The organism is Streptomyces sp. NPDC001220, from assembly GCF_053597895.1.
Genome location: NZ_JBSFJE010000004.1, coordinates 35838 through 59567, shown reverse-complemented (window position 1 = coordinate 59567; position 23730 = coordinate 35838). Strand labels below are relative to the sequence as shown.

Sequence of the window (23730 nt, the reverse complement as noted above, 5' to 3'; positions counted from 1 at the left end):
GAGGTCTCTTGGTTCCGCCGGGGTTTTCAGACGCGCTCGACGATCGTGGCGATGCCCATGCCGCCGCCCACACACAGGGTGGCGAGGCCGTAGCGCTTGTCCTGGCGCTCCAGTTCGTCGACGAGGGAGCCGAGGATCATCGCGCCGGTGGCGCCGAGCGGGTGGCCGAGCGCGATGGCGCCGCCGTTGACGTTGACCTTGTCCAGGGACAGGCCCATGTCCTTCACGAAGCGCAGCACGACCGCCGCGAACGCCTCGTTGATCTCGACCAGGTCGATGTCGTCGATGGTGAGGCCGGCCTTGGCGAGCGCCTTGCGGGTGGCGGGGGCCGGGCCGGTGAGCATGATGGTCGGCTCGGAGCCGGAGACGGCGGCCGCGATGATCCGGGCGCGCGGGGTGAGGCCGTAGCGCTCACCGATCTCCTTCGAGCCGATGGCGACCAGGGAGGCGCCGTCGACGATGCCGGAGGAGTTGCCTGCGTGGTGGACGTGGTCGATCTGCTCGACCCAGTGGTACTTCTGCAGCGCGACCGCGTCGAAGCCGCCCAGTTCGCCGATGTCGGCGAAGGAGGGCTTGAGCTTGGCGAGGGAGTCGGCGGTGGTGCCGGGGCGCAGGTGCTCGTCGTGGTCGAGGACGACCAGGCCCGCGCGGTCCTTGACGGGGACCACGGAACGCTCGAAACGGCCCTCCTTCACGGCCGTCGCCGCCCGCTCCTGGGAGAGCGCCGCGTACTCGTCGACGTCCCGCCGGGAGAAGCCCTCGATGGTGGCGATCAGGTCGGCGCCGATGCCCTGCGGCACGAAGTTGGTGGCCAGGTTGGTCATCGGGTCGTTGAACCAGGCGCCGCCGTCGGAGGCCATCGGCACCCGGGACATGGACTCGACGCCGCCCGCGAGGACGAGGTCCTCGAAGCCCGAACGGACCTTGGCGGCGGCCATGTTCACGGCTTCCAGGCCCGAAGCGCAGAAGCGGTTCTCCTGCACGCCGGCCACCGTGTCGGGCAGTCCGGCGGCGATCGCGGCGATCCGCGCGATGTCGGAGCCCTGGTCGCCGACCGGGCCGACGACACCGAGGACGATGTCGTCGATCGCGGCCGGGTCGAGGCCCGGGAAGCGGTCCTGGATCTCGTGGATCAGACCGACGACCAGGTCGATGGGCTTCGTGCCGTGCAGGGCGCCGTTCGCCTTGCCGCGGCCGCGCGGGGTGCGGATCGCGTCGTACACATACGCTTCGGTGCTCACTGACAAGCCTTTCAACGAGGGTTTGGGGCGGTGGGGGTCAGAGCCAGCTCTTGACGGTCTCGACCAGGCGGGCCGGGTCCGGGCCGACAGGGGTGATGTCGAGGGTGGTCACGCCCGCCTCGCGGAAGGCGGCGACGCGGTCACGGACGTAGCCCTCCGGGCCGCACAGGGATATGAGCTCGCAGAACTCGTCCGGTACGGCGGCCGCCGCGTCCCGGTGGCGGCCGGCCAGGTACAGCTCCTGGATGAGCCGGGCCTCCTTCTCGTAGCCGTAGGCGACGGCGAGGTCGTTGTAGAAGTTCTTGCCCGGTGCGCCCATGCCGCCCACGTAGAGGGCGATCCTGGGGCGGGCCAGGTCGCGCGCGGCGGCGGCGTCCTCGCCGATGGCGAGCAGGCCGCCGGCGACGATCCCCAGCGGTCCGAGGGCCGGGTCGCGGCGGGCGGCGCCCTCCGCCAGCGGGGTCCCCCAGACGTCCTGTGCCTTCTCGGGGATGAACAGGGTGGGCAGCCAGCCGTCGGCGATCTCGGCGGTCATCCGGACGTTGGCGGGGCCCAGGGAGGCGACGTAGAGCGGGACCTCGGCACGGACCGGCCTGGTGAGGATCTTCAGGGGCTTGCCGAGACCGCCGGGGCGGGGCATGTCGGTGATGCCGTGGTGGTCGATGGTCTCGCGGCGCAGGATCCGCCGGGTCAGTTCGATGGTCTCGCGGGTGCGCCCGAGGGGCTTGTCGTAGGCCTTGCCGTGCCAGCCCTCGACCACCTGCGGGCCGGAGGCGCCGAGCCCGATGACCGCCCGTCCGCCGGAGATCGCGTCGAGGCCGGCGGCCGTCTGGGCGATGAGGGCGGGGGTGCGGGAGTAGACGTTGAGGATCGCGGAGCCGATCTTCATCCGCTCGGTGCGGGCGGCCAGGTACCCCATGATGGTGGGCGAGTCGAAGCCGTAGGCCTCCGCGACCCAGACCGTGTCGAGGCCCGCCGACTCCAGCGCGGCCGCCCGGTCCGCCGCGGTGCGCGGGTCGCCCGCGTAGTCGAGGAAGGTCGAGAGCTCCATCAGGTGGTGTCCTTGTCGTCGTCGAGCAGGGCGGGCACGGCCCAGTCGCGGGCCACCTCGGTGGTGTCCCCGCCCGGCCGCGCGGGGGCGGTGCGCACGGCCGTGGGGGTCACGGAGAAGCGGGGGGCGGGGGCCGGCTGGGTGATGCCGCCGTGGTCGGTGAAGGTGCCGCGGGCCGCCAGGTGGGGGTGGTGCGGGGCCTCGCGCAGGGAGAGCACGGGGGCCACACAGGCGTCGGAGCCCTCGAAGACGGCCGTCCACTCGTCACGGGTACGGGCCTTGAAGCGGGCGGCGACGCGCTCGCGCAGCTCGCCCCAGCGGGTCCAGTCCTTACGGGCGTCGGCCAGGTCGTCCAGGCCGCCCAGCAGCCGGAGGAACTCGGCGTAGAACTGCGGCTCCAGGGCGCCGACCGCCATGTGTCCGCCGTCGGCGGTCTCGTAGGTGCCGTAGTACGGGCAGCCGCCGTCCAGCAGGTTGGCGCCGCGCCGGTCCTGCCAGCCGCCGGCGGCCACCATGCCGTGGATCATCGCGGCGAGGTGCGCGGTGCCGTCCACGATGGCGGCGTCCACGACCTGGCCGGAGCCGGTCGCGCGCGCGTGGTGCAGCGCGGCCAGGACGCCGACGACGAGGTAGAGGGAGCCGCCCGCGTAGTCGCCGAGCAGGTTGGCGGGGACCGCCGGGGGTTCGTCGGGGCGGCCGATCATGCCGAGGGCGCCGGTGAGGGCGATGTAGGCGATGTCGTGGCCCGCGCGGTGGGCCAGCGGCCCCTCCTGGCCCCAGCCGGTCATCCGGCCGTAGACCAGGCGGGGGTTGCGGGCGTGGCACTCTTCCGGGCCGACGCCGAGCCGTTCGGCGACTCCGGGCCGGTTGCCCTCGATCAGGACGTCGGCGCGCTCGGCGAGGTCGAGGACGCGGGCCGGTCCGTCCGGGGCCTTCAGGTCGACCAGCACCGAGCGCTTGTTGCGGTTGGTGACGTCGTAGGCGGGGTCGATGGCGAGCCCGGGGCCGCCGGGCCGGTCGACGCGGACCACGTCGGCGCCCAGGTCGGCGAGGAGCATGGCGGCGAACGGGCCCGGTCCGATGCCTGCCAGCTCGACCACGCGCACGCCGGAGAGCGGGCCGTGTCCTGGCGTCCCTGCCGTGGTCATGCCGCCCCCAGTCATGTGACACAACTGATGTAACACCGATGATGCTAAGAACACGTTCCACTGGGCACAAGGGTGGACGAGCAAGCGCTTAGTCAAGATACCCGGTGGGGGTGCGTCCGCACTTCTCACGCTAGCCTCAGCCACCGACAACGGCGCGGGTTGCACGACCGAGAGGTGTCATGAGCAGGCTGAAGACAACAGACCGTCCCTACGACATCGTGCTCTTCGGGGCCACCGGCTTCGTCGGCGAGCTCACCGCCGACTACCTCGCCGCCCACGCACCCCTGGGCCTGCGGTGGGCGGTCGCGGCCCGCGACGAGCGCAAGCTGGAGGCGCTGCGCGAGCGGCTGCCGGGCGGCACGGAGGTCGGGCTGCTGCGCGCCGACGTCGCCGAGCCCGCCACGATCCGCGCCCTCGCCGAGCACGCGCGCGTGGTGGCCACCACGGTCGGCCCGTACGGCCGTTACGGCGAGGACCTGGTCGCGGCCTGCGCGGACACCGGCGCGGACTATCTGGACCTGTGCGGGGAGCCCGAGTTCGTGGACCTGACGTACGTGCGGCACGACGCACGCGCGCAGGAGACCGGGGCCCGCCTGGTGCACGCCTGCGGCTTCGACTCGGTCCCGCACGACCTGGGCGCCTACTTCACGGTCCGCCAGCTGCCCGAGGGCGTGCCGCTGACCGTGGACGGCTTCGTGACCGCCGACGCGACCTTCTCGGGCGGCACCTTCGCCTCCGTCCTCGACCAGTTCGCGCGCCCCCGGCAGATGATCGCCGCCGCCCGGGACCGCGCCCGGTACGAGCCCCGGCTGATGAACCGCCGGGCGACCGCGCCCGCCGGCCCACCGCGGTTCGCCAAGGAGATAGGCGCCTGGGCGCTGCCGCTGCCCACCATCGACGCCCAGATCGTGCGCCGTTCGGCGAAGGCCCTGGACCGCTACGGCCCGGACTTCCGCTACCGGCACTACGCGGCCGTCAGACATCTTCCGGTGGCGCTCGGCGGGGTGGCGGCCGTGGGCGCGGTCGCCGCGGCCGCCCAGCTGCCGCCCGCCCGGCGCTGGCTGTCGGACCGGCTCAGGCCCGGGGAGGGGCCCAGCGCGGAGAAGCGGGCCCGCAGCTGGTTCACGGTCCGGTTCGTCGGCGAGGGCGGCGGACGGCGGGTCTTCACGGAGGTCTCGGGCGGCGATCCGGGCTACGGCGAGACGGCGAAGATGTTCGCCGAGGCCGCGCTCTCCCTCGCCTTCGACGACCTGCCGGCGACGGCCGGCCAGGTCACCACCGCGCAGGCGATGGGCGACGCGCTGACCGAGCGGCTGCGGGCGGCCGGGATCGGCTTCCGGGTGGCGGCGACCCGCTGAACCCCTAGGACTGCCACTGGATCACGGTGTAGAGCATCCCGGCCGCCCACCCGAACCCCATCACCACGGCGAGGACCAGGGCGGCCGTCACCGTGCGCCCGACGGGCTGGGCGGAGGCGGCAATGGACTCGGAGACATGCTGTGTGGTCATGCGGCAAGCCTGCCGCCGGACTGTAACGGCGGCATCCGTACTCGTACTCAGAATCGCTACTCAGGCCTGAGCTTCACGCAGCGCGCTCCGGCACAGGGCGTCCGCGCGGCGGGTGGTCTCCGGCAGCCGGTACTTGGGGGTGAGCGCGAGAGCGTGGGCGCAGGCGTTGTCCAGACTCACCCGGTGGCCCACTGACACGAACACGGGCTTGACGCCGTCCCGGGTGCGCAGCGCGCGGCCGACCTCCTCGGTGCCGGCGAGGAGCGGTGCGTGGCTGCCGCGCGGGGCGTCCGGGTCGTCGTACGCGAAGGTGAAGGGGTTCTTGGCGACGCCGACGGTGGGCAGGCCGGTGAGGACGCCGAGGTGGCTGGCGAGGCCGAAGCGGCGCGGGTGGGCGAGGCCGTAGCCGTCGCAGACGACCAGGCCCGGCGGGCAGGGCAGGGCGTCCAGGGCGGCCCGTACGGTGGGAATCTCGCGGAAGGCGAGCAGGCCGGGCACGTACGGGAAGGAGACCCGGCCGACGGCGGTGGCCTCGGCCACGGGCTCCAGGGTCGCCGCGTCCAGTACGACGGCCGCCGCCGCGACCAGGTCCCGTTCGTCGTCGTAGGCCACGTCTACACCCGTGACACGGACCGCGCCGGGCGCCGGTCCCGGCTCGTCGAGAACCACCCGCCCCCGCAGCTCGTCCTGCACGGCCAGGGCCGCTTCCTCGGTCGCGGGCCAGCCCGCGGGTACGCGTACGGTCGTCATGGTGGCCACGAGCGTACGGCGCGCCACGCGCGCGTGCGGCGACGGGTCGCATCAGGTCCGTCCTGCGGTCCGCAGGACCCGGCGCAGGACGCTGCCCACGCGCGCGTGCCGGCCGGCCGGCCGAAGCGGAATCCCGGCGTGCGGCCCGGCCCACTCGTGCGGGGCAGGTCAGCTCTTCTTGGCGTCCAGAGCGCGTTGCAGTTGTGCCTTGTTCATGTCCGAGCGGCCCTCGATGCCGCGCTGTTTGGCCTCTTCGTAGAGCTGGTCGTAGGTCGGGCCCGCGGCGCCGCTGTGCGAGCGCTTGCCGCCGCGCCTGCCGGAGGACATGTCCTGGAGGGACGTCCGGCTGGCGGTTTCGGACTCGCCGGAGCGGGCGCGTTCCTTGTTGACGGTCCGCGCGGCGATCTCCTCGGCCCGCTGTTCGCTCTCGCCCCGGTCGAGCGCGCTGTCCTTGATGTGCTCGTACTGACGTTCCCGCTTGGGGCTGGATCCGCGTGGCATGACCACTCCCTCCGTGTCCCTTCGTCGGTGTCGCCGCCACCGGGTACCCGCGCGTCAGCGCTCCAGACGTGCCACCCGGCCCTGCTCACCGGCGGCCCAGCAGCTCAGGTCCGGGGTGCAGTCGACGGTGTCGTACGAGCCGGTGTCGACGGTCCGCCAGGTGCGGCCGCCGTCGGTGGTCAGGTCGGTGCCGGTGGGGCCGACGGCGAGGGCGGTGGTGCGGCTGTGCGGGAGCCAGGCCGCGCCGGAGCGGTACGCGGGCGGCGGTGTCGCCGCGGGCTGCCAGGTGCGGCCGCCGTCGCGGGTGACCGCGGCCGCCCGCGGGGAGGGCTGGTCGGGCCGGTAGTCGTCGCCGACCGCGAGGCCGTGGGTGCGGTCGCGGAAGGCGAGGGCGAAGATGCCCTTGGCGGGATCGCCGGCCGGGACGGGCGTGTCGGTGGCGGTCCAGGTCAGTCCGCGGTCGGTGGAGTGCAGCACGCGCGCGTGCGTGCCGCCGCCGGTGGCCAGCCAGGCGTCCTTCGGTCCGGAGGCGACCAGGCACTGCCCACTGGCGGCGAAGCCGGCCTCGCCGTCCAGGGCGGCCGGCATCCCGGTGTTGGGCAGCACCCGCCAGGAGCGGCCGCCGTCGCCGGTGGCCAGGATGCGGAACCTCCCCTCCACCGGATCGCTCATGGCGAGGCCGTGGCGGTGGTCGAAGAAGGTCATGCAGTCGTAGAAGGCGGCGGGGTCGGTGTTGCGGAACGACTCGGTCCAGGTCGCCCCTCCGTCGTCGGTGCGGTAGACGCGGGACGCCTCCCCCTCGCCGATGGCCAGCACCACCGCGCGGCGCGCGTCGAACGCCTCGACGTCCCGGAACTGGAGATCGCCCGCGCCCGGCGGAGAGACGTTCCGCCAGGTCGTCCCGCCGTCGGTGGTGCGCAGTACGGTGCCGGCCGTTCCGGCCAGCCACGCGGTGTGGCGGTCGACGGCGGCCAGACCGCGGAACCGCACGTCCGGTGTGCCGGTGTCCTTGAGCACCCAGTGCGGTGCCGGTGTCGCCGCCCGCGCGGAACCCGCGGTCAGCGCGGCCAGCGCCGCCGCGCACGCCACCCCCACCGCCACCGTTCGGCTCGTACGTCCCGTCCGTCCTGACCGCCGCGTGCTCCTTAAGCGCCTCATGGCGCGCGAAGTTAGCCCACTGACCCGGTGCCGTCCAGAGGGCCCGGCCGTCCCGTGGGCCAGGTAAGCCCCGGGTGTGAATGAACCCGGTGACAGAGGTCACTCGCACTTCGCGTGCACGGATCGGCCACTTCCGTCGTCTCTTCCAGTGCCAGGTCTTATACGCCCGGAAATTCGTCCAGCCGTCACTAGGGAGCAAGGCCTTGTCCACTGTCATCGAGCAGCCCGTGGAGGCCCGACTGGTCGCCGCGTCCCCCCGCATGCCGAGCATTCCCGCCAGCCTCGGTTACGACAGCGAGGACCCCTTCGCCGTCCGTATGACGTTCCCGGCCCCGGCCACCCTGGAGGGCGTGGACGTCTGCTGGACGTTCTCCCGCGAGCTGCTCGCGGCCGGCCTGCACGCCCCTGAGGGCGCGGGGGACGTCCGGGTGCGACCGTACGGCTACGACCGGACCGTCCTGGAGTTCCACGCCCCCGAGGGCACCGCCGTCATCCATGTGCGCACGGGCGAGATCGAGCGGTTCCTGGAGGCGACCGGTGACCTGGTGCCCACCGGCCTCGAACACCTCCGGCTGGACCTCGACCACGACCTGGCCGAACTGATGCGGGACGCCTGCTGAGCCACCCGGTGGCGTCGGCCGGCCGCCGGACGGGGTCGCGATCAATTGCGTTGACACCCCGGGTGGGGCCCTTCTAACTTGTACAACGGTTCTGTTGCCGTCGATAGGAGAAGGACGTTGCTCGTCTGAGGACTCGAGACACCGCGTCACACCCGCGAGGTGTGTCCGTGGCGTTCGACCTCGGCGTGCGAGCCGTCCTCCGGCACAGGCATCTCTCCCCTGGCCCCTCGGCTGCTGTCCCGCGGTGTCTCGACACGCGTCTGTCCCCGACACCGCAAGCAACCGCGAGGCGCCCATGTCTGCATCTGTCACCTGCACCTCCCTGTCCTTCTCCTGGCCCGACGGCTCCTGCGTCCTCGGCGGCCTGGACGTCGCCGTAGGTCCCGGCCGGACCGGTCTCGTCGGCGTCAACGGATCAGGGAAATCCACGCTTCTCAAGCTCATCGCCGGTGAGCTCACCCCGTCCGACGGCACCGTGAAGGTGGCCGGCGACGTCGGTTACCTCCCGCAGAACGTCACCCTGGACACCGCGCTGCGCGTCGAGGAGGCGCTCGGCATCGCCACCCGGCGGGCCGCGCTGCACGCCATCGAGGCGGGCGACGCGTCCGAGGCGCACTTCGAGACGCTCGGCGACGACTGGGACGTCGAGGAACGCGCCCTGGTCACCCTCGGCGAGCTCGGACTCGGCCACATCGGACTCGACCGGACCGTCGGCGAGGTCTCCGGCGGCGAGTCGGTGCTGCTGCGGCTGGCCGCGCTGCTCCTGGACCGGCCGGACGTACTGCTGCTCGACGAGCCCACCAACAACCTCGACGTGTACGCCCGCAAGCGGCTGTACGCGGCCGTCGCGTCCTGGCCGGGCCTGCTGATCGTGGTCAGCCACGACCGTGAACTCCTCGACCTGGTCGACCAGATCGCCGACCTGCGCGCGGGGGAGGTCACCTGGTACGGCGGCAACTTCTCGGCGTACGAGGAGGCGCTCGCCGTAGAACAGGATGCGGCCGAGCGCATGGTGCGGGTCGCCGAGGCCGATGTCCGCAAGCAGAAACGCGAACTGTCCGACGCCCAGGTCAAACTGGCCCGCCGCAAGCGGTACGGGCAGAAGATGTTCGAGCAGAAACGCGAGCCGAAGATCGTCATGGGGGCCCGCAAGCGGGCCGCTCAGGAGTCCGCGGGCAAGCACCGCATCATGCACGAGGAACGGCTCAGCGAGGCGAAGGAGCGGCTGGACGAGGCGGTGGAAGCGGTACGGGACGACGACGAGATCCGCGTCGAACTGCCGTACACGGCCGTACCGCCGGGCCGGAACGTGCTGACACTGGAGAATCTGGAGCTCGCGCACGGCTCGCGGGTGAAGGGGATCCTCGATCTGCGCGGGCCCGAGCGGATCGCGCTGATCGGGCGCAACGGCGCGGGCAAGACGACGCTGCTGCGCACGATCGCCGGGGAGCTTGAGCCGGTCGCGGGCGAGGCGCACGCGCATGTGCCGCTTCGTTTCCTGCCGCAGCGGCTGGACGTGCTCGACGGGGAGCTGACCGTGGCCGAGAACGTGGCCAGGTTCGCGCCGGGCGCCACCAACAACCGGATCCGGGCCCGGCTGGCCCGCTTCCTGTTCCGGGGCGCCCGCGCCGACCAGCGGGCGGCCACGCTCTCCGGCGGCGAACGCTTCCGGGCGGCGCTGGCCGCGCTGCTCCTGGCCGAGCCCGCCCCACAGCTGCTGATGCTCGACGAGCCGACGAACAACCTCGACATGGCGAGCGTGCGGCAGCTCACCACGGCCCTGGAGTCGTACCAGGGGGCTCTGATCGTGGCCAGTCACGATCTTCCCTTCCTGGAGTCGATCGGGATCACCCGCTGGCTGCTGATGGCGGACGGGGAGCTGACGGGCACCGCGCCGGAGGAGGTGGCGCGTCTCAGGAGGGGCACAGCCTGACAACGAGGGTTTTGTCGACACGGACCCGCGCTGCATGATGGCGGTCCGGCACCCCCACAATGGGCGCCGGACCCGACCGCCGACCCCGGAGACCCGTCGTGCCCAGCAAGAAGGCCCTCATCCGCCGTCCCAGCCCGCGCCTCGCCGAAGGTCTGGTGACGCACATCGAGCGGGAGAAGGTCGACGTCGAGCTCGCCCAGGATCAATGGGAGGCGTACGCGGAGGCGTTGCGCACGCACGGCTGGGAGACCGTCGAGGTCGACCCGGAGGACGACTGCCCGGACTCGGTCTTCGTCGAGGACACGGTCGTCATGTACAAGAACGTGGCGCTGATCACCCGGCCCGGCGCGGAGTCCCGGCGCGCTGAGACCGCCGGGGTCGAGGAGGCGGTGGCCCGCCTCGGCTGCTCGGTGAACTGGATCTGGGAGCCGGGCACGCTGGAGGGCGGAGACGTCCTCAAGGTCGGCGACACCCTCTACGTCGGCCGGGGCGGGCGGACCAACGCGGCCGGGGTGCAGCAGTTGCGGGCGGTGTTCGAGCCGCTGGGCGCGCGTGTCGTCGCCGTACCGGTGAGCAAGGTGCTGCATCTGAAGTCGGCGGTGACCGCGCTTCCCGACGGAACGATTCTGGGGCACATCCCGAACGTGGACCGGCCCTCGCTGTTCCCGGGTTTCCTGGCGGTGCCCGAGGAGGCCGGCGCCCATGTGGTGCTGCTGGGCGGCGGCAAACTGCTGATGTCGGAGAGCGCCCCGAAGACGACGGAACTGCTGACCGACCTCGGCCACGACGTGGTCACGGTGGACATCTCCGAGTTCGAGAAGCTCGAGGGGTGTGTGACGTGCCTCTCGGTGCGACTGCGGGAGCTGTACGTCTGACCGGGTGATCGAGTCACCCCTCCAGCCCTGGGACCTGCGGGTCCCCGGGTGGTTTGGCATGTCCCGATTCGCCCTGGGCACGCGCCTGATCAGCAGTCTTTACGGCGCGCTTAACCTACGGCTTCGTAACCTACGGGTTCGTAGCCTACGATCACGTAGGTTTCCCGGCACCGCTCGCCGGTCCTCTCCCGTTCACTCGCTCTTGTTCGGCGTCCCCCTGGAGTTCTCGTGACGATCACTTCTCCCCATCTCGGCAGCTCGACCGCCTGGACCGACGCGCGGCTGCTGTACGCCCTGGAGGAAGTGGTCGAGAAGGAGCTGAACCGCCATCTGAAGGTCGCCAAGGACTGGATGCCGCACGAGTACGTGCCGTGGTCGGACGCCCGTAACTTCCCCGGATTCTTCGAGGACGGCGAGCCCTGGGGCAAGGAGCAGTCCAAGGTCACCGAGATCGGCCGGATCGCCCTGGTGGTGAACCTGCTCACCGAGGACAACCTGCCCAGCTACCACCACGAGATCGCCTCGCTGTTCGGCCGGGACGGCGCCTGGGGCACCTGGGTGCACCGCTGGACCGCCGAGGAGGGCCGGCACGGCATCGTGATGCGCGACTACCTGCTCGCCTCCCGCGCGGTCGACCCGGACAAGCTGGAGGCTTTCCGGATGTCGCACATGAGCGAGGGCTTCGAGTCGGACAACAGCCACTCGATGCTGCACTCGGTCGCCTACGTGGCCTTCCAGGAGCTCGCGACCCGCATCTCGCACCGCAACACCGGCCACCAGTCCGGCGACCCGGTCTGCGACCGCATGCTGGCCCGGATCGCGACCGACGAGAACCTGCACATGGTCTTCTACCGCAACCTGCTCAAGGCGGCCTTCGACATCGCCCCGGACCTGACCATGCAGGCGGTGCGGGACGTCGTGGTCAACTTCCGGATGCCCGGCCACGGCATCCCCGGCTTCGAGCGGGCCGCCGCCCAGATGGCCATCGGCGAGGTCTACAACCTGCGCATCCACCACGACGACGTGATCCAGCCGGTGCTGCGCCATCTGAAGGTGCTGGAGATCGACGGCCTCGGCCCGGAGGGTCTGCGGGCGCAGGAGGAACTCGGCCTGTTCATGGGCGGGCTGGACGCGGAGGCCATGAAGTTCGACGAGAAGCTGGCCGCGCGCAAGGCGCGGATGGCGGCGCGCGCCGGGGCGTGAACCCACGACGGAGGGGCGCGCGGATTTCCCGGTGCGCCCTGCCGGTGGCCTGCGGCATCATGCGCGCATGCCTGCTGACATCACCTCCCGCCGGACGGTCGGCTTCCTGCTGGACCTGATCGGCTCCGGGGACGCCGACCGGATACGCGCGCGTGTCGGGCTGCCCCGGCCGGCGCCGGAGGACCTCCGGGAGGCCCGGCGGCGGCTCCCGTCGGGGCTGCCGGCGCTGCCTTCCTCGGTGCTGCTGTGGATGCTCCAGGAGGACGACCCCGAGCTCAACGCCGTCGTCTGGCGCCTCCTCACGGACCGGGACACCGCGCTGCGGCGGGCCGTCCTCAACGGGGTGCCGTTCGGCCCGGGCCGCCCTCTCACGGTGGAGGTCGCCCCGATCCTGCGCGACAACTACGAGCCGCCGCCGGTCCCGGACCGGGTCGCCCGCCTCGGACTGGTCCCGGCCCTGCGCGAGTCGACCTCCATGGCCGCCGCGCGGGAGGCCACCTCCATGGTGTACCGGCCCGAGCACTGGCAGACGGTCGCGGCGGCGGACCGCGAGAACCCCCTTCCCGGCTACGTCCGGTGGGCCCTGGCCGTACGCCCGGACTGCCCGCCGCCGCTGCGCGCCCAGTTCGGCGCGCATCGCAAGTTCGACTTCCGCGTCCGGCAGGCCGGGATCACGACGGGCCCCGCCGAGTACGCCGTGGGCCATGGCCCCGCGCTGGACGCGCTCAAGGTGCTCTCCCTCGGACACGTGATGTTCCCGCGCCGGATCGCCGAGGCCGAGGACGCGCTGCGCCCGCTCGTCCGCGACCACCTGGGCGACCACGAGGAGGCCTGGGCGGTCCTGGCCCAGCTGCTCGGCACCTTCCACGGCACGACCGAGGAACTGATCGTGACCGCCGGGGCCATCGCCTAGGACAGGCCCTGCGCCGCCGCCCGCTCCCTGTACCGGTCGGGGTAGCGTTCGGTGAACTTCACCGCCCAGACCAGCAGGGCGACGGGGACGACCCAGTTGAACCAGTCGCTCTGCCCGGGCAGTCGGATGGCGAGCCAGGTGGACAGGGCCATCAGCGTGAAGACCACGCCCCAGGCCGCGGTCAGCACCATGTTGACGTGGGTGAAGACGGGCGAGCCCCAGTACTCGCGCGGCACCGAGTGGCGGGCGTACTGCGCGGTGAAGGGGTCGGCCAGCAGGGAGCCGAGCGCCACGACGGCCACCACCGCGCTGGAGATGACCTGGGCGTACGTCTCCAGCCAGATCAGCTCGTGGCGGTCCAGGGCGAGGGCGAGGACGCAGAGCACCGCGAAGAACACGATGGCGACCATGTCCAGCAGGAAGAACCGGCCCCGGAGCATGTCCTTGCCGGACAGCACGACCGCGGCGACCAGTGCCGCCAGCGCCGCGTACTCCCAGGTGCTGGGGCTCGCGACGACGCCGAAGATGATCCACGGGGCGAAGGAGAGGAAGACGCTCCCGGTACCGGCGGGCTTCGCGGCCCGGGTCCGGACGGCCGGCCGCTGTTCCGTGTGTCCCATGGGAGCTCCTCCCATCGCCACCTGGCTCTCCTACCAGCGTGCCGCGCGGGCGGGCCGTCCGCATGCTCTCCGGTGTGCGCCGCCGGCCCGGGGCGGTGTGCGCGCCGGCCCGGGGTCCCTGGCGTACGACGCACGGTCCGGGCCCGCGGCGGCCGGGGCGCTTCACGGCGGCGGAGGGCGCGCATCTGCATGGTGAGCCGCTGGGCCGCGCCGTCTTCGGACAGCGCTCTTCGAACGGCGGGCCGTCGACCGGCTGGACGCCGTTCCAGGGGGGCGGGGCGGCCGGATTCGAACCGGCGTGTTCTGGTTCTGGAGACCGGTGCGCCTGCCTCTGCGCTACGGCCCCGCCTTGCGGCCGATCGTAATGCCTTGGCCCGATGTCGGTGGCGGCTGGTACCAATGGAGCATCGGGGGGAACTGCGCGGCGGGGGGCTGCACATGACGTACGGGGAGCGGGGGCGGCCACGCCCGCCGGTGGTCGATCTGGCCGACCGCAGGGCACTCGAGGCCTACCGGCCGGCGGATCCGGAGACGGTCGCACGGGCGCGGCGGCTCAAGGAGGCCGCCCTGCTGGACTTCGGGCTGACCGAGTCGGCGGTGGCGTCGTGGCTGTACTCGAAGTGCTCGCACCAGATCCCGACGACGGCGATCGGCACGGCGGCCGTGGTCGCCTCCGGCGACGGCACCTGCCTGCTGCTCTACAACCCTGACTTCTTCGTCGGACTCGGCCTGGACGGCGTGAAGTTCGTGCTGTTCCACGAGGCCCGGCACCTGGTGCACCGTCACCTGCTGGCCGACCCGGAGCTGCGTGAGGATCCGGTGTTCACGCTCGCCGCCGAGGTCGCCGTCAACCATGTGGCCCTGGTGCGCCTCGGCCGCGACGAACTGCCGCTGCTGGACGGCCGTCCGACGGGGGTCGATCCGCGCACGGTGTACGAGGCCTACCGGGTGGACCTGACGGCCCACGGCCTGGAGCCGCTGGTGTACGAGCGGTTCGTCGAGACCGACATGCGGATCTACGGCGAGCTGAAACGGATGTGCGAGCCGCCGGTGCCGCCGCCGCTGTGCCCGCATCTGGTGGCCGGTCTGGTCCCCGCCGACCAGGAGACCGTCGACGCGGTGACCTCGTCCGCGCTGCTCAACGCGCTGCTGGCGGCCCGGCGCGGCCACGCGGGCGCGGAGCGCGAACTGCTCGACCTCATGAACCGTACGGAGGAGGGGTCGGCGCGGGCCGCGAAGCTCTGGGGGAACCTGGGCGCGGGCATGCTGCGCGGCGAGACCGGCCGCACCCGGACCGTCGACTGGTGGCAGCGCTGGCTGGTCGACGTCCTGGGCTCCCGGCTGCGCGACGGCGAGCGGCTGGTGTACCCGAAGAAGCGCGGCGCCCTGCTCGCCGCCCTCGGCCAGGACCCGGTGCTCGCCCGGCGCGGCCCGGTCCGCGACAAGGTGCTCGTCATCGCCTACGACACCTCGGGCTCGATGCCCCACCAGGTGATCGACTGGCTCACCCGGCTCGTCGGCCGGATCGACGGGGTGGCGGCGCACTGGCTTTCCTTCGACGCCGTGGTGATGCCGTTCGCACCCGGCGAGCGCGTCTACGGCGGTGGCGGCACCAGCTTCCAGGTGGTCGCCGACTATGTGGAGGGCCGCACCGAAGTGGCGGGCCGGCGCTGCGAGGTGACCCCGGACGCGGTGGTCGTGCTGACCGACGGATACGCGCCGCCGGTCACCCCGGCCGAGCCGGAGAAGTGGATCTGGCTGATCACGGAGGGCGGCGACGACTGGCCCGAGAGGCACACACCCGCGATGGACTGCCATCGCGTCACCACGGGATCGCGGTAGATGAGCACACGGACGAAGACCACGGAGAAGCAACGGACCACGGAGCCGTCCCGGCTGGAGACCTTCATCGACGCGATGATCGACATGCGGCAGACCGGGCAGATCTTCGGCGAGCACGGCATCGGCAAGACGGCGACGTTCTTCTCGCACCTCGCCCGCGCCCACCCGGACACCACGCTGGTGTATGTGCCGGCGGCGAATCTGACCCCGGACGATCTGCTGGTCAACGCACCGGTCCGGGACCCGCACACGGGCGAACTGGTCCTGCGCCAGCTGGTGATGAGCCAGCTCAGGCCGGGCCGGCCGTTCGTGCTGCTCATCGACGACTCGCTGCAGGCGGGCGCCACGATCCAGTCGCAGCTGATGCAGATCGCCTGCGACTGGTCGCTGGGCGAGCACGATCTGCGTGCCCTGGGCTGTGTCGGTGTGTTCCTCACCGACAACGAGTCGCTGACGGAGACCTCGGCCCGCCGTGGTGACCTGGCGCTCCTCGACCGCATGGTGACGCTGCGGATCACGGCGAACGACACCTCGTGGCGGCGGCATCTCGCGGCCGGGTACCGGCCGTGGGACCTGCGTCCGGTGTTCTCCCTGTGGGCGTCGCTCTCCCCCGCACTGCGCGAGCTGCTCTCCCCGCGCACCCTCGACCATGTGCTGGCCAACGCGCGCGAGGGCTTCCCGCTGCGCTGGGGCCTGCCCCTGGTCGACGGCGAGCGGCTGCGGCTGGCCGAGCCCGGCCCGGACGGCCGCCCCGGGCAGAACCGGACGGCCGAGATCCTCGACCGGATCGCCGCGAGCGTGGGCGTGGCCAACCCGGCGACGATCGCGGACCCGGTACGGCAGGTGGTGCGGGCCGCGCTGCGCAACCGCTGGACGGTGCTGCTCCAGGGGCCGCCGGGCTGCGGCAAGACGGAGCTGGTGCGGGAGACCGTGCGCGAGGGGCTCGGCCGGGACGCCCTGTACTTCTCGCTGCCGGTGACGAACGTCGAGGACCTGTGCGCGCCCGTCCCTTCCCCGGACGGCACGCTGGACAACCTCCTGGCCGCGCCGTTCACGGGTCCGGAGCCCAAGGCGATCGTCTGGGACGAGTACAACCGGCCCAAGGACAAGGCCGCGTTCGCCAAGCTGATGGAGGTCACCCAGGAGTGGTCGCTGGCCGGGCGGCGGATCGAGAACCTGCGCGCGCAGATAGCCGTGCAGAACCCGCCGTACCACCTGGGCCGCAAGCTCCTCGTGGCACGGAACAACATCGCCCAGGCGACCCGTTTCACCGCCTCGCTCATGGTCGAGCCCGAGGACATCCCGGCCAACGAGTGGCTGCTCGCGCGCTACGGCCGGGACGCCGAGACGGTCCTGGAGTGGTGGAAGCACGACATCGACGACGAGGGGCGGGCCTGGATCACCAAGCGGACGCTGGAGCGGCTGATCAAGCTGCACCGGCGGGGGCTGCCGCTGGAGATGGGCACGGTCTACCTCGGCGACGGCGAGTACGCGCCGGTGCCGCTGACGGCCCTGGTCGACCGTTTCCGGGGGCGCCCGGTCACCGGCCTGCGCGAGCTGGCCCGGGACGTCGAGGCCTGGGAGGCCCGGCTGCGGCGGGCCGCCGGGCTCTCCGACGAGGGCGGCGACGACAGCGACGTGGTCCACCAGATCCTCGCCAACGCGGAGCTGTCCCAGCTGAAGCGGGACCGGGCGGTGGTGGTGCGGCTGGTGGCCCTGCTCCCGGCGAAGCTGCGCGCGACCTACCTGGTGGGTGCGTCGGAGCGGCAGCAGCGGTACTGGATGGAGGTGTTCCGGCTGATGCGCGGGAGCTGAGGGTCAGCCCTCCTGCGGTGCCGTGCGGTGCACACTGCGTACGGCGGCCACGTCGGCCGGGACCGTCGGGGCCGGGAGGTGGGCGCTGAGGTCGTCCAGCCGGCGTTTGACGCTGACCGCGATGCCGGCGCCGAGGCGGTAGCGGGTGGCCGTGCCGGCGTGGGCCGCGTGGTCGAGGAGGCAGTGGGCTTCGCGGCTGCGCATGCCGGTGTGGGTCAGCACGAGGTGGGCGAGGCGGTGCCCGGCGCCGGCGAGGGCGTGCCCGATGGTGTCGGCCGCGGCCAGGTCCAGCCGGTTGTCCCGCGCCGCGAGCACGGCGGCCGCACGGACCCGCCCGAGGTCGAGCAGGGTGACCCCGGCCGAGGCGGCCGCCGTCACCAGACGGGCGGCGGCCGAGGGACCGATGCCGTTGCTGGCGACGGAGAGGCGGGCCAGGCGCCCGTACGGGGCCCGGTCCAGGGCGTCGGCCAGCAGCAGCGCACCCGCGTCGCCCAACCGGGCCGCGGACACGTACAGTTCGTCGACCGCGCCGTCGGCGACGACGGCGGCCAGCGCCCGGGCACCGGCCTCGCCCAGCGGGTTGCCGCCGGCGAAGAGCCGCTCGATCCGGCGGCCGCCGTCCGCGGCCACCAGCAGCGCGTCGGCCAGCACCGCCGCGCCGGCCGGGTCGAGTCCGGTCTGGACGAGGTCGAGGGTGCGCAGGGAGCGGGCGGACTCGACGAGTTCGGCGGCGGCCCGTCCGCCGCCGCTGCCCAGCGGGTTCCGCTTCAGCCAGACGCCGGTGACGACCTGGGGCGAGGCGCGCAGCTGGTCGGCGATCCGGCAGGCGCCGCCCGCCGTGATGCCGTTGCAGCCGAGGTAGAGCGTCTCGACCTCGGCACCGGATCCGGCGACCGCGGCGGCGCCCTCGTCGCCGAGCGCGTCGGTGCCGAGCAGCAGATGCCGTACCGGGGTGGGGCCTTCGGCCAGGGCCTCGGCGATCAGGGCGGCGCCCGTCGCGCCGACGCCCTGCTTGCACAGGTCGAGACGGCCGTCCGGCAGCACGGTGCCGGCCGTGAAGTCCAGCCGCTCCCCGGCCGGGCGTCCGGCCCGCAACCAGTGCAGCAGCGGGGCGAGTTCGGCGGCCGGGCGCGGCACGACGTGCGGCACCCCGGCGAACGTCGGCTCCTCGCTCACCACGCCGCCTCCCGGTAGTCCTTCAGGAACACCCCGGACACCGGGTCGCCGGCCTCGCCGCGCACGATCGGGTCGTAGACGCGGGCCGCCCCGTCGACGATGTCGAGCGGGGTGCGGAAGCCCGCGCCCGCCATCCGGGCCTTCTTGGGGGCCGGGTTCTCGTCGGTGATCCAGCCGGTGTCCACCGCGCACATGTGGACGCCCCGCTCGGCGAGTCCGGCGGCGCTGGTGCGGGTGAGCATGTTGAGGGCGGCCTTGGCCATGTTGGTGTGCGGATGGCCCGCCATCTTGTTGCGGACGGCGAACCGGCCCTCGACCGCGGTCACGTTGACCACGTACCGGCGCGGGTTGGGCGAGGCCAGCAGCAGTGGCAGCAGCCGGTCGCAGAGCAGGGCCGGGGCAAGGGCGTTGACCAGCTGGGTCTCCAGGACCTCGGCCGGGTCCAGGTCGCCGAGCCGGGCCGACCAGGAGTTCTCCGGCGAGGGGTCGGGCAGCAACCCGGCCTCGTCGGCCTCCCGGAGGGCGACGGGCAGGGAAGCGGCTCCCTTCGCCTGCATCCGAAGCGGTGTGAACCCTGGGGCCGGTCGGGCGCCCGGCGGCAGCGCCGCGCGTTCGCCGGAGGCCAGCAGGGCGTAGGACTCGGGTGGTCTGCGCACGGTCTGGGCCGCGTTGTTGACGAGGATGTCCAGCGGCTCGCCCTCCCGCCGCAACTCCTCGCACAGGCCGAGCACCTGACGGGGATCGCGCAGGTCGACCGCGAGCACGGCCAGCCGGTCCCGCCATTTCGCGCTGCCCGGGGCCGCTTCGAACCGGCGCACGGTGTCGTGCGGGAAGCGGGAGGTGACCAGGACTTCGGCGCCGTCGCGCAGCATCATCAGCGCCAGCTGGAAGCCGATCTTCACCCGGCCTCCGGTGAGCAGCACCCGGCGGCCGCTCAGGTCGGTGCTCAGGGCGCGGCGGGCGGTGTTGTCGGCGGCGCAGTCGGGGCAGAGCCGGTGGTAGAAGGTGTCGACCTGTCGGTAGGGCGACTTGCAGACGTAGCAGGTGCGTGGCCTGCGGAAGACACCCCCGGCACCGGACACGGCCAGCGGCGCGTCCTCACGGCGGTCCAGGGCGCCGGTCGCGGTCGCGGCCATCACCGCGGCGTCCGCGGAGGACAGTTCGGTGCCGCGGGTCCTGCGGCGGCGCAGCCGTCCGTCGCGGGCGAAGGAGGCGGCGACCTGCTCGGCGCGCAGCCGCACCGGGTCGTCGACGGGCAGTGCCCGCAGCTTCCCCACCACGTCGTGGAAAGCGGCCAGTTCCGCCTCGGTGATCGCCTCGCTCATCCGTCCCGCCGCCCCGTGTCCGTCGTACCGCGGTCCCGGCCGGATTCGAACCGGCGTATCCACCTTGAGAGGGTGGCGAGTCTGCCTCTGCTCTACAGGACCTCGTCACGCGGTCCGGACGACCGGATTCGAACCGGCGTGTTCGCCTGGGCAAGGCGGTGCGTCTGCCTCTGCGCTACGTCCGGCCGCGTCCCGGGATCGTAACCGGGCGCGGCGAGGGACCGTACACATTTTCCGCGGCGGCCGTGGTCCGGCTCTTCCGGGGTGGTCATGGTCGGGCATTTTCCGGGGCGTCCGGCCGTGGGTCGGCTCTTCCGAAGCGGTCGCGGGTCGGGTCTTCCAGGGCGGTCGCGGGTCGGCTTTTCCAGGGCGGTCGTGGGTCGGCTTTTCCAGGGCGGTCGTGGGTCAGCGGGAGGCGCGCCGGAGTTCCAGTCGCTCCTTCTCGGACAGGCCGCCCCAGACGCCGAAGCGTTCGTCGTTGTCCAGCGCGTACTCCAGGCAGGCCGAACGCATCTCGCACATACCGCAGATGCGCTTCGCCTCGCGTACCGAGCTGCCGGGCTCGGGGAAGAAGAAGTCCGCCCCGGTCTGCGCGCACAGCGCCTGCGCGTGCCAGACCGGGACGGGCGTGCGGGGTGGGATGGTGGTGTCGAAGTGCATGGCCAGGATCGTGCCGTGCGCGGAAAAACGTTCGATCAACGCCCGCTCAACGAGGGCGCGACGGACCACAGCAGCCTCGATGATGCGCGACGGCGCCACGCCTGCGCACGGCGGCGCGCGCAACGGAATCAAAACCCGGCGAGTGCGTCAAGTGACCCACGGTAACCGGATGCCGGTGGGCGCGCTCCGGCAGCGATTGTCAGTGGGCGGTGGAAGACTCGGCTCTGCAATGCACGGGACCCTTCCGAGGAGGGCGAAGATGCTCACCACCCAGTTCGTCAACGGCGCTCCCAACTGGATCGACCTCGGCACCCCCGAGATCGACGGCGCCGTCTCCTTCTACAACGGGCTCTTCGGCTGGCAGTTCCAGTCGGCGGGTCCGGACGCCGGCGGTTACGGATTCTTCCAACTGGACGGCAGGACCGTCGCCGGCGGTATGCAGACCAGTCCCGAACAGGGCCCGCCGAGCTGGACCGTGTACTTCCAGAGCGAGGACGCGCAGGCCACCGCCAAGACCGCCGAGCAGGCGCACGGCAGCGTGCTCGCCCAGCCGATGGACGTGATGGGCCGGGGCCACCTGGCGATCCTCGCCGACCAGGCGGGGGTGCCCTTCGGCATCTGGCAGCCCGGACTGACCAAGGGCGTGGAGATGGCGGGCGATCCGGGTTCGCTGTGCTGGGTCGAGCTGTACACCCCGGACATCGCGGCGGCCGCCGCCTTCTACTACAAGGTGCTCGGTCTGGAGACCTCCGGAGTGCCGTTCCCCGGCGGCACCTACACCTGTGTCAACCCGGCGAACGGCGACGACACTTCCATGTTCGGCGGGGTGGTCCCGCTGGCCGAGGACCCTGCCGAGGCCCAGATCGGCGCGTACTGGCTGCCGTACTTCGAGGTCGAGGACCCGGACGCGGTGGTGGAGAAGGCGCAGCAGACCGGTGGCAAGGTGCGGATGCCGGCGACCACGCTGGAGGGTGTGGGCCGGATGGCCAAGCTGGCCGACCCGTACGGCGCCCGGTTCGCGGTGATCAAGGGCGAGCAGCAGGGCTGAGGCGGAGACCGCCTATGCGGTGGCACGCCGTACCAGTGTCGTGGGCAGTATGACGCTGGTCGGCGCGCCCGTCGCCGCATTCCCCCGGGTCAGGGAGGCCAGCAGGAGCCGGGCCATCAACCGGCCCATTTCCTCGATGTCCTGACGGACCGTGGTCAGTGACTGCTCGGTCTGTTCGGTGACGGGCAGCACGTCGTCGAAGCCGATCACGGCCACGTCCTCGGGCACCCGGTGGCCGCGCTCGCGCAGGACTCGCAGGGCGCCGAGTGCGGTGAGGTCGTTGGCCGCGAACACGGCGTCGACATCCGGGCAGCGGTCGAGGAGTTCACCCATGGCGCGCTCGCCGCCGGACGGGGTGAAGTCGCTGGGCACGACCAGCCGCGGATCGGCCTCCCCCATGGCGTTCATGACGTCCCGGTAGCCCTGGAGGCGGTCGGCGGCCGACGTCTGGTCCAGGGGCCCGGTGATGTGGGCGATCCGGGTCCGGCCGAGGCCGGCGAGATGGCGTACGGCGTCCTGGGCGCCGCCCCGGTTGTCGCAGTCGACGTACACGGCGCTGTCGGTGCCGTCGCTCCAGCCGGGCCGGCCGCCGAACACGGTGGGGACGCCGGCACCCTCGATCAGCCCGGGCAGCGGGTCGTCGAGGTGGAGCGAGAAGACGAGCGCGCCGTCGACATGGCCGCCGGCGAGATAGCGGGCCACCCGTGCGTGGTCGTCCCGCCCCTCGGTGAGCAGCAGCACGAGCTGGTTGTCGTGGGCGGTCAACTCCTTGCTGATGCCGCGCAGCTGGAGAGCGAAGAAGGGGTCGGTGAAGATCCGGGTCTCGGGTTCGGCGATGACGACGGCGATCGCGTCGTGCCGTTTGGTGACCAGGCTGCGGGCCGCCTGGTTGGGGACGTAACCGAGTTCCTCGACCGCTTTCCGGACCCGCTCGACGAGGGGTTCGCGCACCCCGTCCCCGCCGTTGACCACCCGTGACACGGTGGCCCGGGACACCCCGGCCCGCGCGGCCACCGCCTCCAGTGTGGGGCGCGACACTGCCTCGGACACCTCGGCCCTCCTCATCGGCGGCTGACGATCAGCATAGCCCCGGCCGGGCGGGCGGACGGGAGTGCCGCCGGGGCGTGACAGCCCGCCGGGGCACCGGGATCCGAACCCAAGTGCCTTCGTCAGGAGGACTGTTCGGGCCGCGCGCGGCTCGGCTGGACGCGTTTGGGCTCGCCCGGCATCTTCGGGTACTCGGGCGGATACGGCAGGTCGCCGAGACCGTGCTCGTGTTCGTCGCGGCGGGCGAGTTCGAGGAGCGCGTCCAGGGAGTAGGCGTGGTCGTCCATGTCGGCGTGCACATCGCCGACTTCGGCGAAGCGGTCCGGCATCGTGACGAGGTCGAAGTCGCCCGGCCGCACGTCGTCGACCTCCTCCCAGCGCAGGGGTGCGGAGACCGGGGCGTTCGGACGGGGCCGCAGGGAGTAGGCGGAGGCGATGGTGCGGTCCCGGGCGGTCTGGTTGTAGTCGACGAAGATGCGTTCGCCGCGCTCCTCCTTCCACCACTTGATCGTCACCTGCTCGGGCATCCGGCGCTCCAGCTCACGGCCCAGGGCGATCGCCGCGCGCCGTACCTGGGTGAAGGTCCAGCGGGGTTCGATGGGCACGAAGACATGCAGCCCCCGGCCGCCGGAGGTCTTGGGCCAGCCCCGCAGCCCGCCGAACTCGTCGAGGACGGCCCGCAGTTCGTGGGCGGCGCGGACGGCGTCGGCGAAGTCGGTGCCGGGCTGCGGATCGAGGTCGACGCGCAGTTCGTCGGGGCTGTCCACGTCGGCGCGGCGCACCGGCCAGGGGTGGAAGGTGAGGGTGCCGTACTGGGCGGCCCACACCACGGCGGCCTCCTCCGTGGGGCACATCTCGTCGGCGGTGCGGCCGCTGGGGAAGGTGATGTGGGCGGTGGGGATCCAGTCGGGCATGCCCTTGGGCGCGCGCTTCTGGTAGAACCACTCGCCCTCGACGCCGTCGGGGTAGCGCTGGAGAGTGGTGGGGCGGTCGCGCAGGGCGCGCAGGATGCCGGGGGCCACGGCCGCGTAGTAGCGGGCGACGTCCAGCTTGGTGAAACCGCGCTCCGGGAAGAACACCTTGCCGGGGCTGGACAGCCGTACGGTCCGGCCGGCCACCTCCAGTTCCACCGCATCACCCATGCGGCCACGGTAGGCGCACCACCCGCCCCGCGCATATCGGCCGGGCCCGCCCCGCACACTTCGGTCGGCACCGATCCGCACGGATCGGTTCGGTCGGCACCGATCCGCACGGATCGGCCGGAACCGGGGCAGGCGCATCCGCCGGGTCCGGGC

Annotated in this window: 22 protein-coding genes and 3 tRNA genes; 9 read left to right on the top strand and 16 right to left on the bottom strand. The window is 72.5% G+C overall.

All coding sequences use genetic code 11. The annotated features are described in order from the left end of the window. Positions 1-26 precede the first annotated feature (26 nt). From ACWDGI_RS10940 to ACWDGI_RS10930, 3 genes are read right to left on the bottom strand one after another with little or no spacing between them, the layout of a single operon-like run. A complete protein-coding gene (locus tag ACWDGI_RS10940) occupies positions 27-1241 on the bottom strand; it encodes an acetyl-CoA C-acetyltransferase (RefSeq protein ID WP_450757596.1) in 1215 nt (404 codons plus the stop codon). Between the two features lie 37 nt (positions 1242-1278). Continuing rightward, positions 1279-2292, bottom strand: coding sequence for an LLM class F420-dependent oxidoreductase (locus ACWDGI_RS10935; protein ID WP_450757594.1), 1014 nt, complete (start codon positions 2290-2292; stop codon positions 1279-1281). Beyond that, on the bottom strand, positions 2292-3440 hold the full coding sequence (locus tag ACWDGI_RS10930; RefSeq protein ID WP_450757592.1) for a CaiB/BaiF CoA transferase family protein: 1149 nt from the start codon (positions 3438-3440) through the stop codon (positions 2292-2294). The genes ACWDGI_RS10935 and ACWDGI_RS10930 overlap by 1 nt, the downstream gene beginning before the upstream one ends. A gap of 179 nt (positions 3441-3619) precedes the next feature. Between ACWDGI_RS10930 and ACWDGI_RS10925 the strand changes: the two genes are divergently transcribed. Further along, positions 3620-4798 (top strand): saccharopine dehydrogenase family protein, encoded by a 1179-nt coding sequence (locus ACWDGI_RS10925; RefSeq protein WP_450757590.1) that lies wholly within the window; start codon positions 3620-3622, stop codon positions 4796-4798. Positions 4799-4802: 4 nt separating this feature from the next. On the opposite strand, the gene mmpA is transcribed toward ACWDGI_RS10925, so the two are convergent. The 4 genes from mmpA to ACWDGI_RS10905 form a co-directional block, all read right to left on the bottom strand. Then, positions 4803-4949 (bottom strand): morphogenic membrane protein MmpA, encoded by a 147-nt coding sequence (mmpA, locus tag ACWDGI_RS10920; RefSeq protein ID WP_384474676.1) that lies wholly within the window; start codon positions 4947-4949, stop codon positions 4803-4805. Positions 4950-5009: 60 nt separating this feature from the next. Beyond that, positions 5010-5699, bottom strand: coding sequence for an endonuclease V (locus ACWDGI_RS10915; protein WP_450757588.1), 690 nt, complete (start codon positions 5697-5699; stop codon positions 5010-5012). 168 nt (positions 5700-5867) lie between these two features. Continuing rightward, complete coding sequence (locus ACWDGI_RS10910) at positions 5868-6200, bottom strand: plasmid stabilization protein (RefSeq protein ID WP_450757586.1); 333 nt, start codon at positions 6198-6200, stop codon at positions 5868-5870. 54 nt (positions 6201-6254) lie between these two features. Further along, complete coding sequence (locus ACWDGI_RS10905; protein WP_450757584.1) at positions 6255-7358, bottom strand: WD40/YVTN/BNR-like repeat-containing protein; 1104 nt, start codon at positions 7356-7358, stop codon at positions 6255-6257. A gap of 203 nt (positions 7359-7561) precedes the next feature. Between ACWDGI_RS10905 and ACWDGI_RS10900 the strand changes: the two genes are divergently transcribed. From ACWDGI_RS10900 to ACWDGI_RS10880, 5 genes are all read left to right on the top strand, one after another. Then, the gene (locus ACWDGI_RS10900; RefSeq protein WP_450757582.1) at positions 7562-7978 is read left to right on the top strand and encodes an SsgA family sporulation/cell division regulator; all 417 of its coding nucleotides are present in this window, start codon (positions 7562-7564) and stop codon (positions 7976-7978) included. Between the two features lie 295 nt (positions 7979-8273). Continuing rightward, the gene (locus tag ACWDGI_RS10895) at positions 8274-9911 is read left to right on the top strand and encodes an ABC-F family ATP-binding cassette domain-containing protein (RefSeq protein ID WP_450757580.1); all 1638 of its coding nucleotides are present in this window, start codon (positions 8274-8276) and stop codon (positions 9909-9911) included. Positions 9912-10009: 98 nt separating this feature from the next. Continuing rightward, positions 10010-10786 (top strand): dimethylargininase, encoded by a 777-nt coding sequence (gene ddaH, locus ACWDGI_RS10890; RefSeq protein ID WP_450757578.1) that lies wholly within the window; start codon positions 10010-10012, stop codon positions 10784-10786. Positions 10787-11014: 228 nt separating this feature from the next. Then, on the top strand, positions 11015-11989 hold the full coding sequence (locus ACWDGI_RS10885; RefSeq protein ID WP_450757576.1) for an acyl-ACP desaturase: 975 nt from the start codon (positions 11015-11017) through the stop codon (positions 11987-11989). A 67-nt stretch (positions 11990-12056) separates the two neighbouring features. Next, entirely contained in the window at positions 12057-12902 is an 846-nt protein-coding gene (locus ACWDGI_RS10880; protein WP_450757574.1) for a hypothetical protein, read from the top strand. Here ACWDGI_RS10880 and ACWDGI_RS10875 read toward each other — a convergent pair. Then, entirely contained in the window at positions 12899-13522 is a 624-nt protein-coding gene (locus tag ACWDGI_RS10875; RefSeq protein WP_450757572.1) for a hypothetical protein, read from the bottom strand. The genes ACWDGI_RS10880 and ACWDGI_RS10875 overlap by 4 nt on opposite strands. Positions 13523-13794: 272 nt before the next feature. Beyond that, positions 13795-13870 (bottom strand) — tRNA-Trp (locus tag ACWDGI_RS10870). Positions 13871-13960: 90 nt separating this feature from the next. On the opposite strand from ACWDGI_RS10870, the gene ACWDGI_RS10865 reads away from it, so the two are divergent. Beyond that, positions 13961-15364 (top strand): DUF2201 family putative metallopeptidase, encoded by a 1404-nt coding sequence (locus ACWDGI_RS10865; protein WP_450758455.1) that lies wholly within the window; start codon positions 13961-13963, stop codon positions 15362-15364. Continuing rightward, the gene (locus ACWDGI_RS10860; protein WP_450757569.1) at positions 15365-17179 is read left to right on the top strand and encodes an AAA family ATPase; all 1815 of its coding nucleotides are present in this window, start codon (positions 15365-15367) and stop codon (positions 17177-17179) included. Between the two features lie 3 nt (positions 17180-17182). On the opposite strand, the gene ACWDGI_RS10855 is transcribed toward ACWDGI_RS10860, so the two are convergent. The 5 genes from ACWDGI_RS10855 to ACWDGI_RS10835 all read right to left on the bottom strand — a co-directional run bounded on the left by ACWDGI_RS10855 (position 17183) and on the right by ACWDGI_RS10835 (position 20379). Then, positions 17183-18355 (bottom strand): ribonuclease inhibitor, encoded by a 1173-nt coding sequence (locus tag ACWDGI_RS10855; protein ID WP_450757567.1) that lies wholly within the window; start codon positions 18353-18355, stop codon positions 17183-17185. Next, positions 18352-19680: an SDR family NAD(P)-dependent oxidoreductase gene (locus tag ACWDGI_RS10850; protein ID WP_450757565.1), complete on the bottom strand. Its 1329-nt coding sequence runs from the start codon at positions 19678-19680 to the stop codon at positions 18352-18354. The genes ACWDGI_RS10855 and ACWDGI_RS10850 overlap by 4 nt, the downstream gene beginning before the upstream one ends. Positions 19681-19710: 30 nt before the next feature. Next, positions 19711-19782 (bottom strand) — tRNA-Glu (locus ACWDGI_RS10845). A gap of 11 nt (positions 19783-19793) precedes the next feature. Next, positions 19794-19865, bottom strand: a tRNA-Gly gene (locus tag ACWDGI_RS10840). A gap of 220 nt (positions 19866-20085) precedes the next feature. Further along, positions 20086-20379, bottom strand: coding sequence for a WhiB family transcriptional regulator (locus tag ACWDGI_RS10835; protein WP_450757563.1), 294 nt, complete (start codon positions 20377-20379; stop codon positions 20086-20088). Between the two features lie 220 nt (positions 20380-20599). Here ACWDGI_RS10835 and ACWDGI_RS10830 point away from each other — a divergent pair, with 220 nt between their 5' ends. Then, positions 20600-21388 (top strand): VOC family protein, encoded by a 789-nt coding sequence (locus tag ACWDGI_RS10830; protein WP_450757561.1) that lies wholly within the window; start codon positions 20600-20602, stop codon positions 21386-21388. Between the two features lie 12 nt (positions 21389-21400). On the opposite strand, the gene ACWDGI_RS10825 is transcribed toward ACWDGI_RS10830, so the two are convergent. Then, positions 21401-22438 carry a LacI family DNA-binding transcriptional regulator gene (locus ACWDGI_RS10825; protein WP_450757559.1) on the bottom strand — a complete coding sequence of 346 codons (1038 nt, stop codon included), beginning with the start codon at positions 22436-22438 and terminating at the stop codon, positions 21401-21403. Between the two features lie 119 nt (positions 22439-22557). Continuing rightward, positions 22558-23577: a non-homologous end-joining DNA ligase gene (gene ligD / locus ACWDGI_RS10820; RefSeq protein ID WP_450757557.1), complete on the bottom strand. Its 1020-nt coding sequence runs from the start codon at positions 23575-23577 to the stop codon at positions 22558-22560. Positions 23578-23730: the final 153 nt, after the last annotated feature.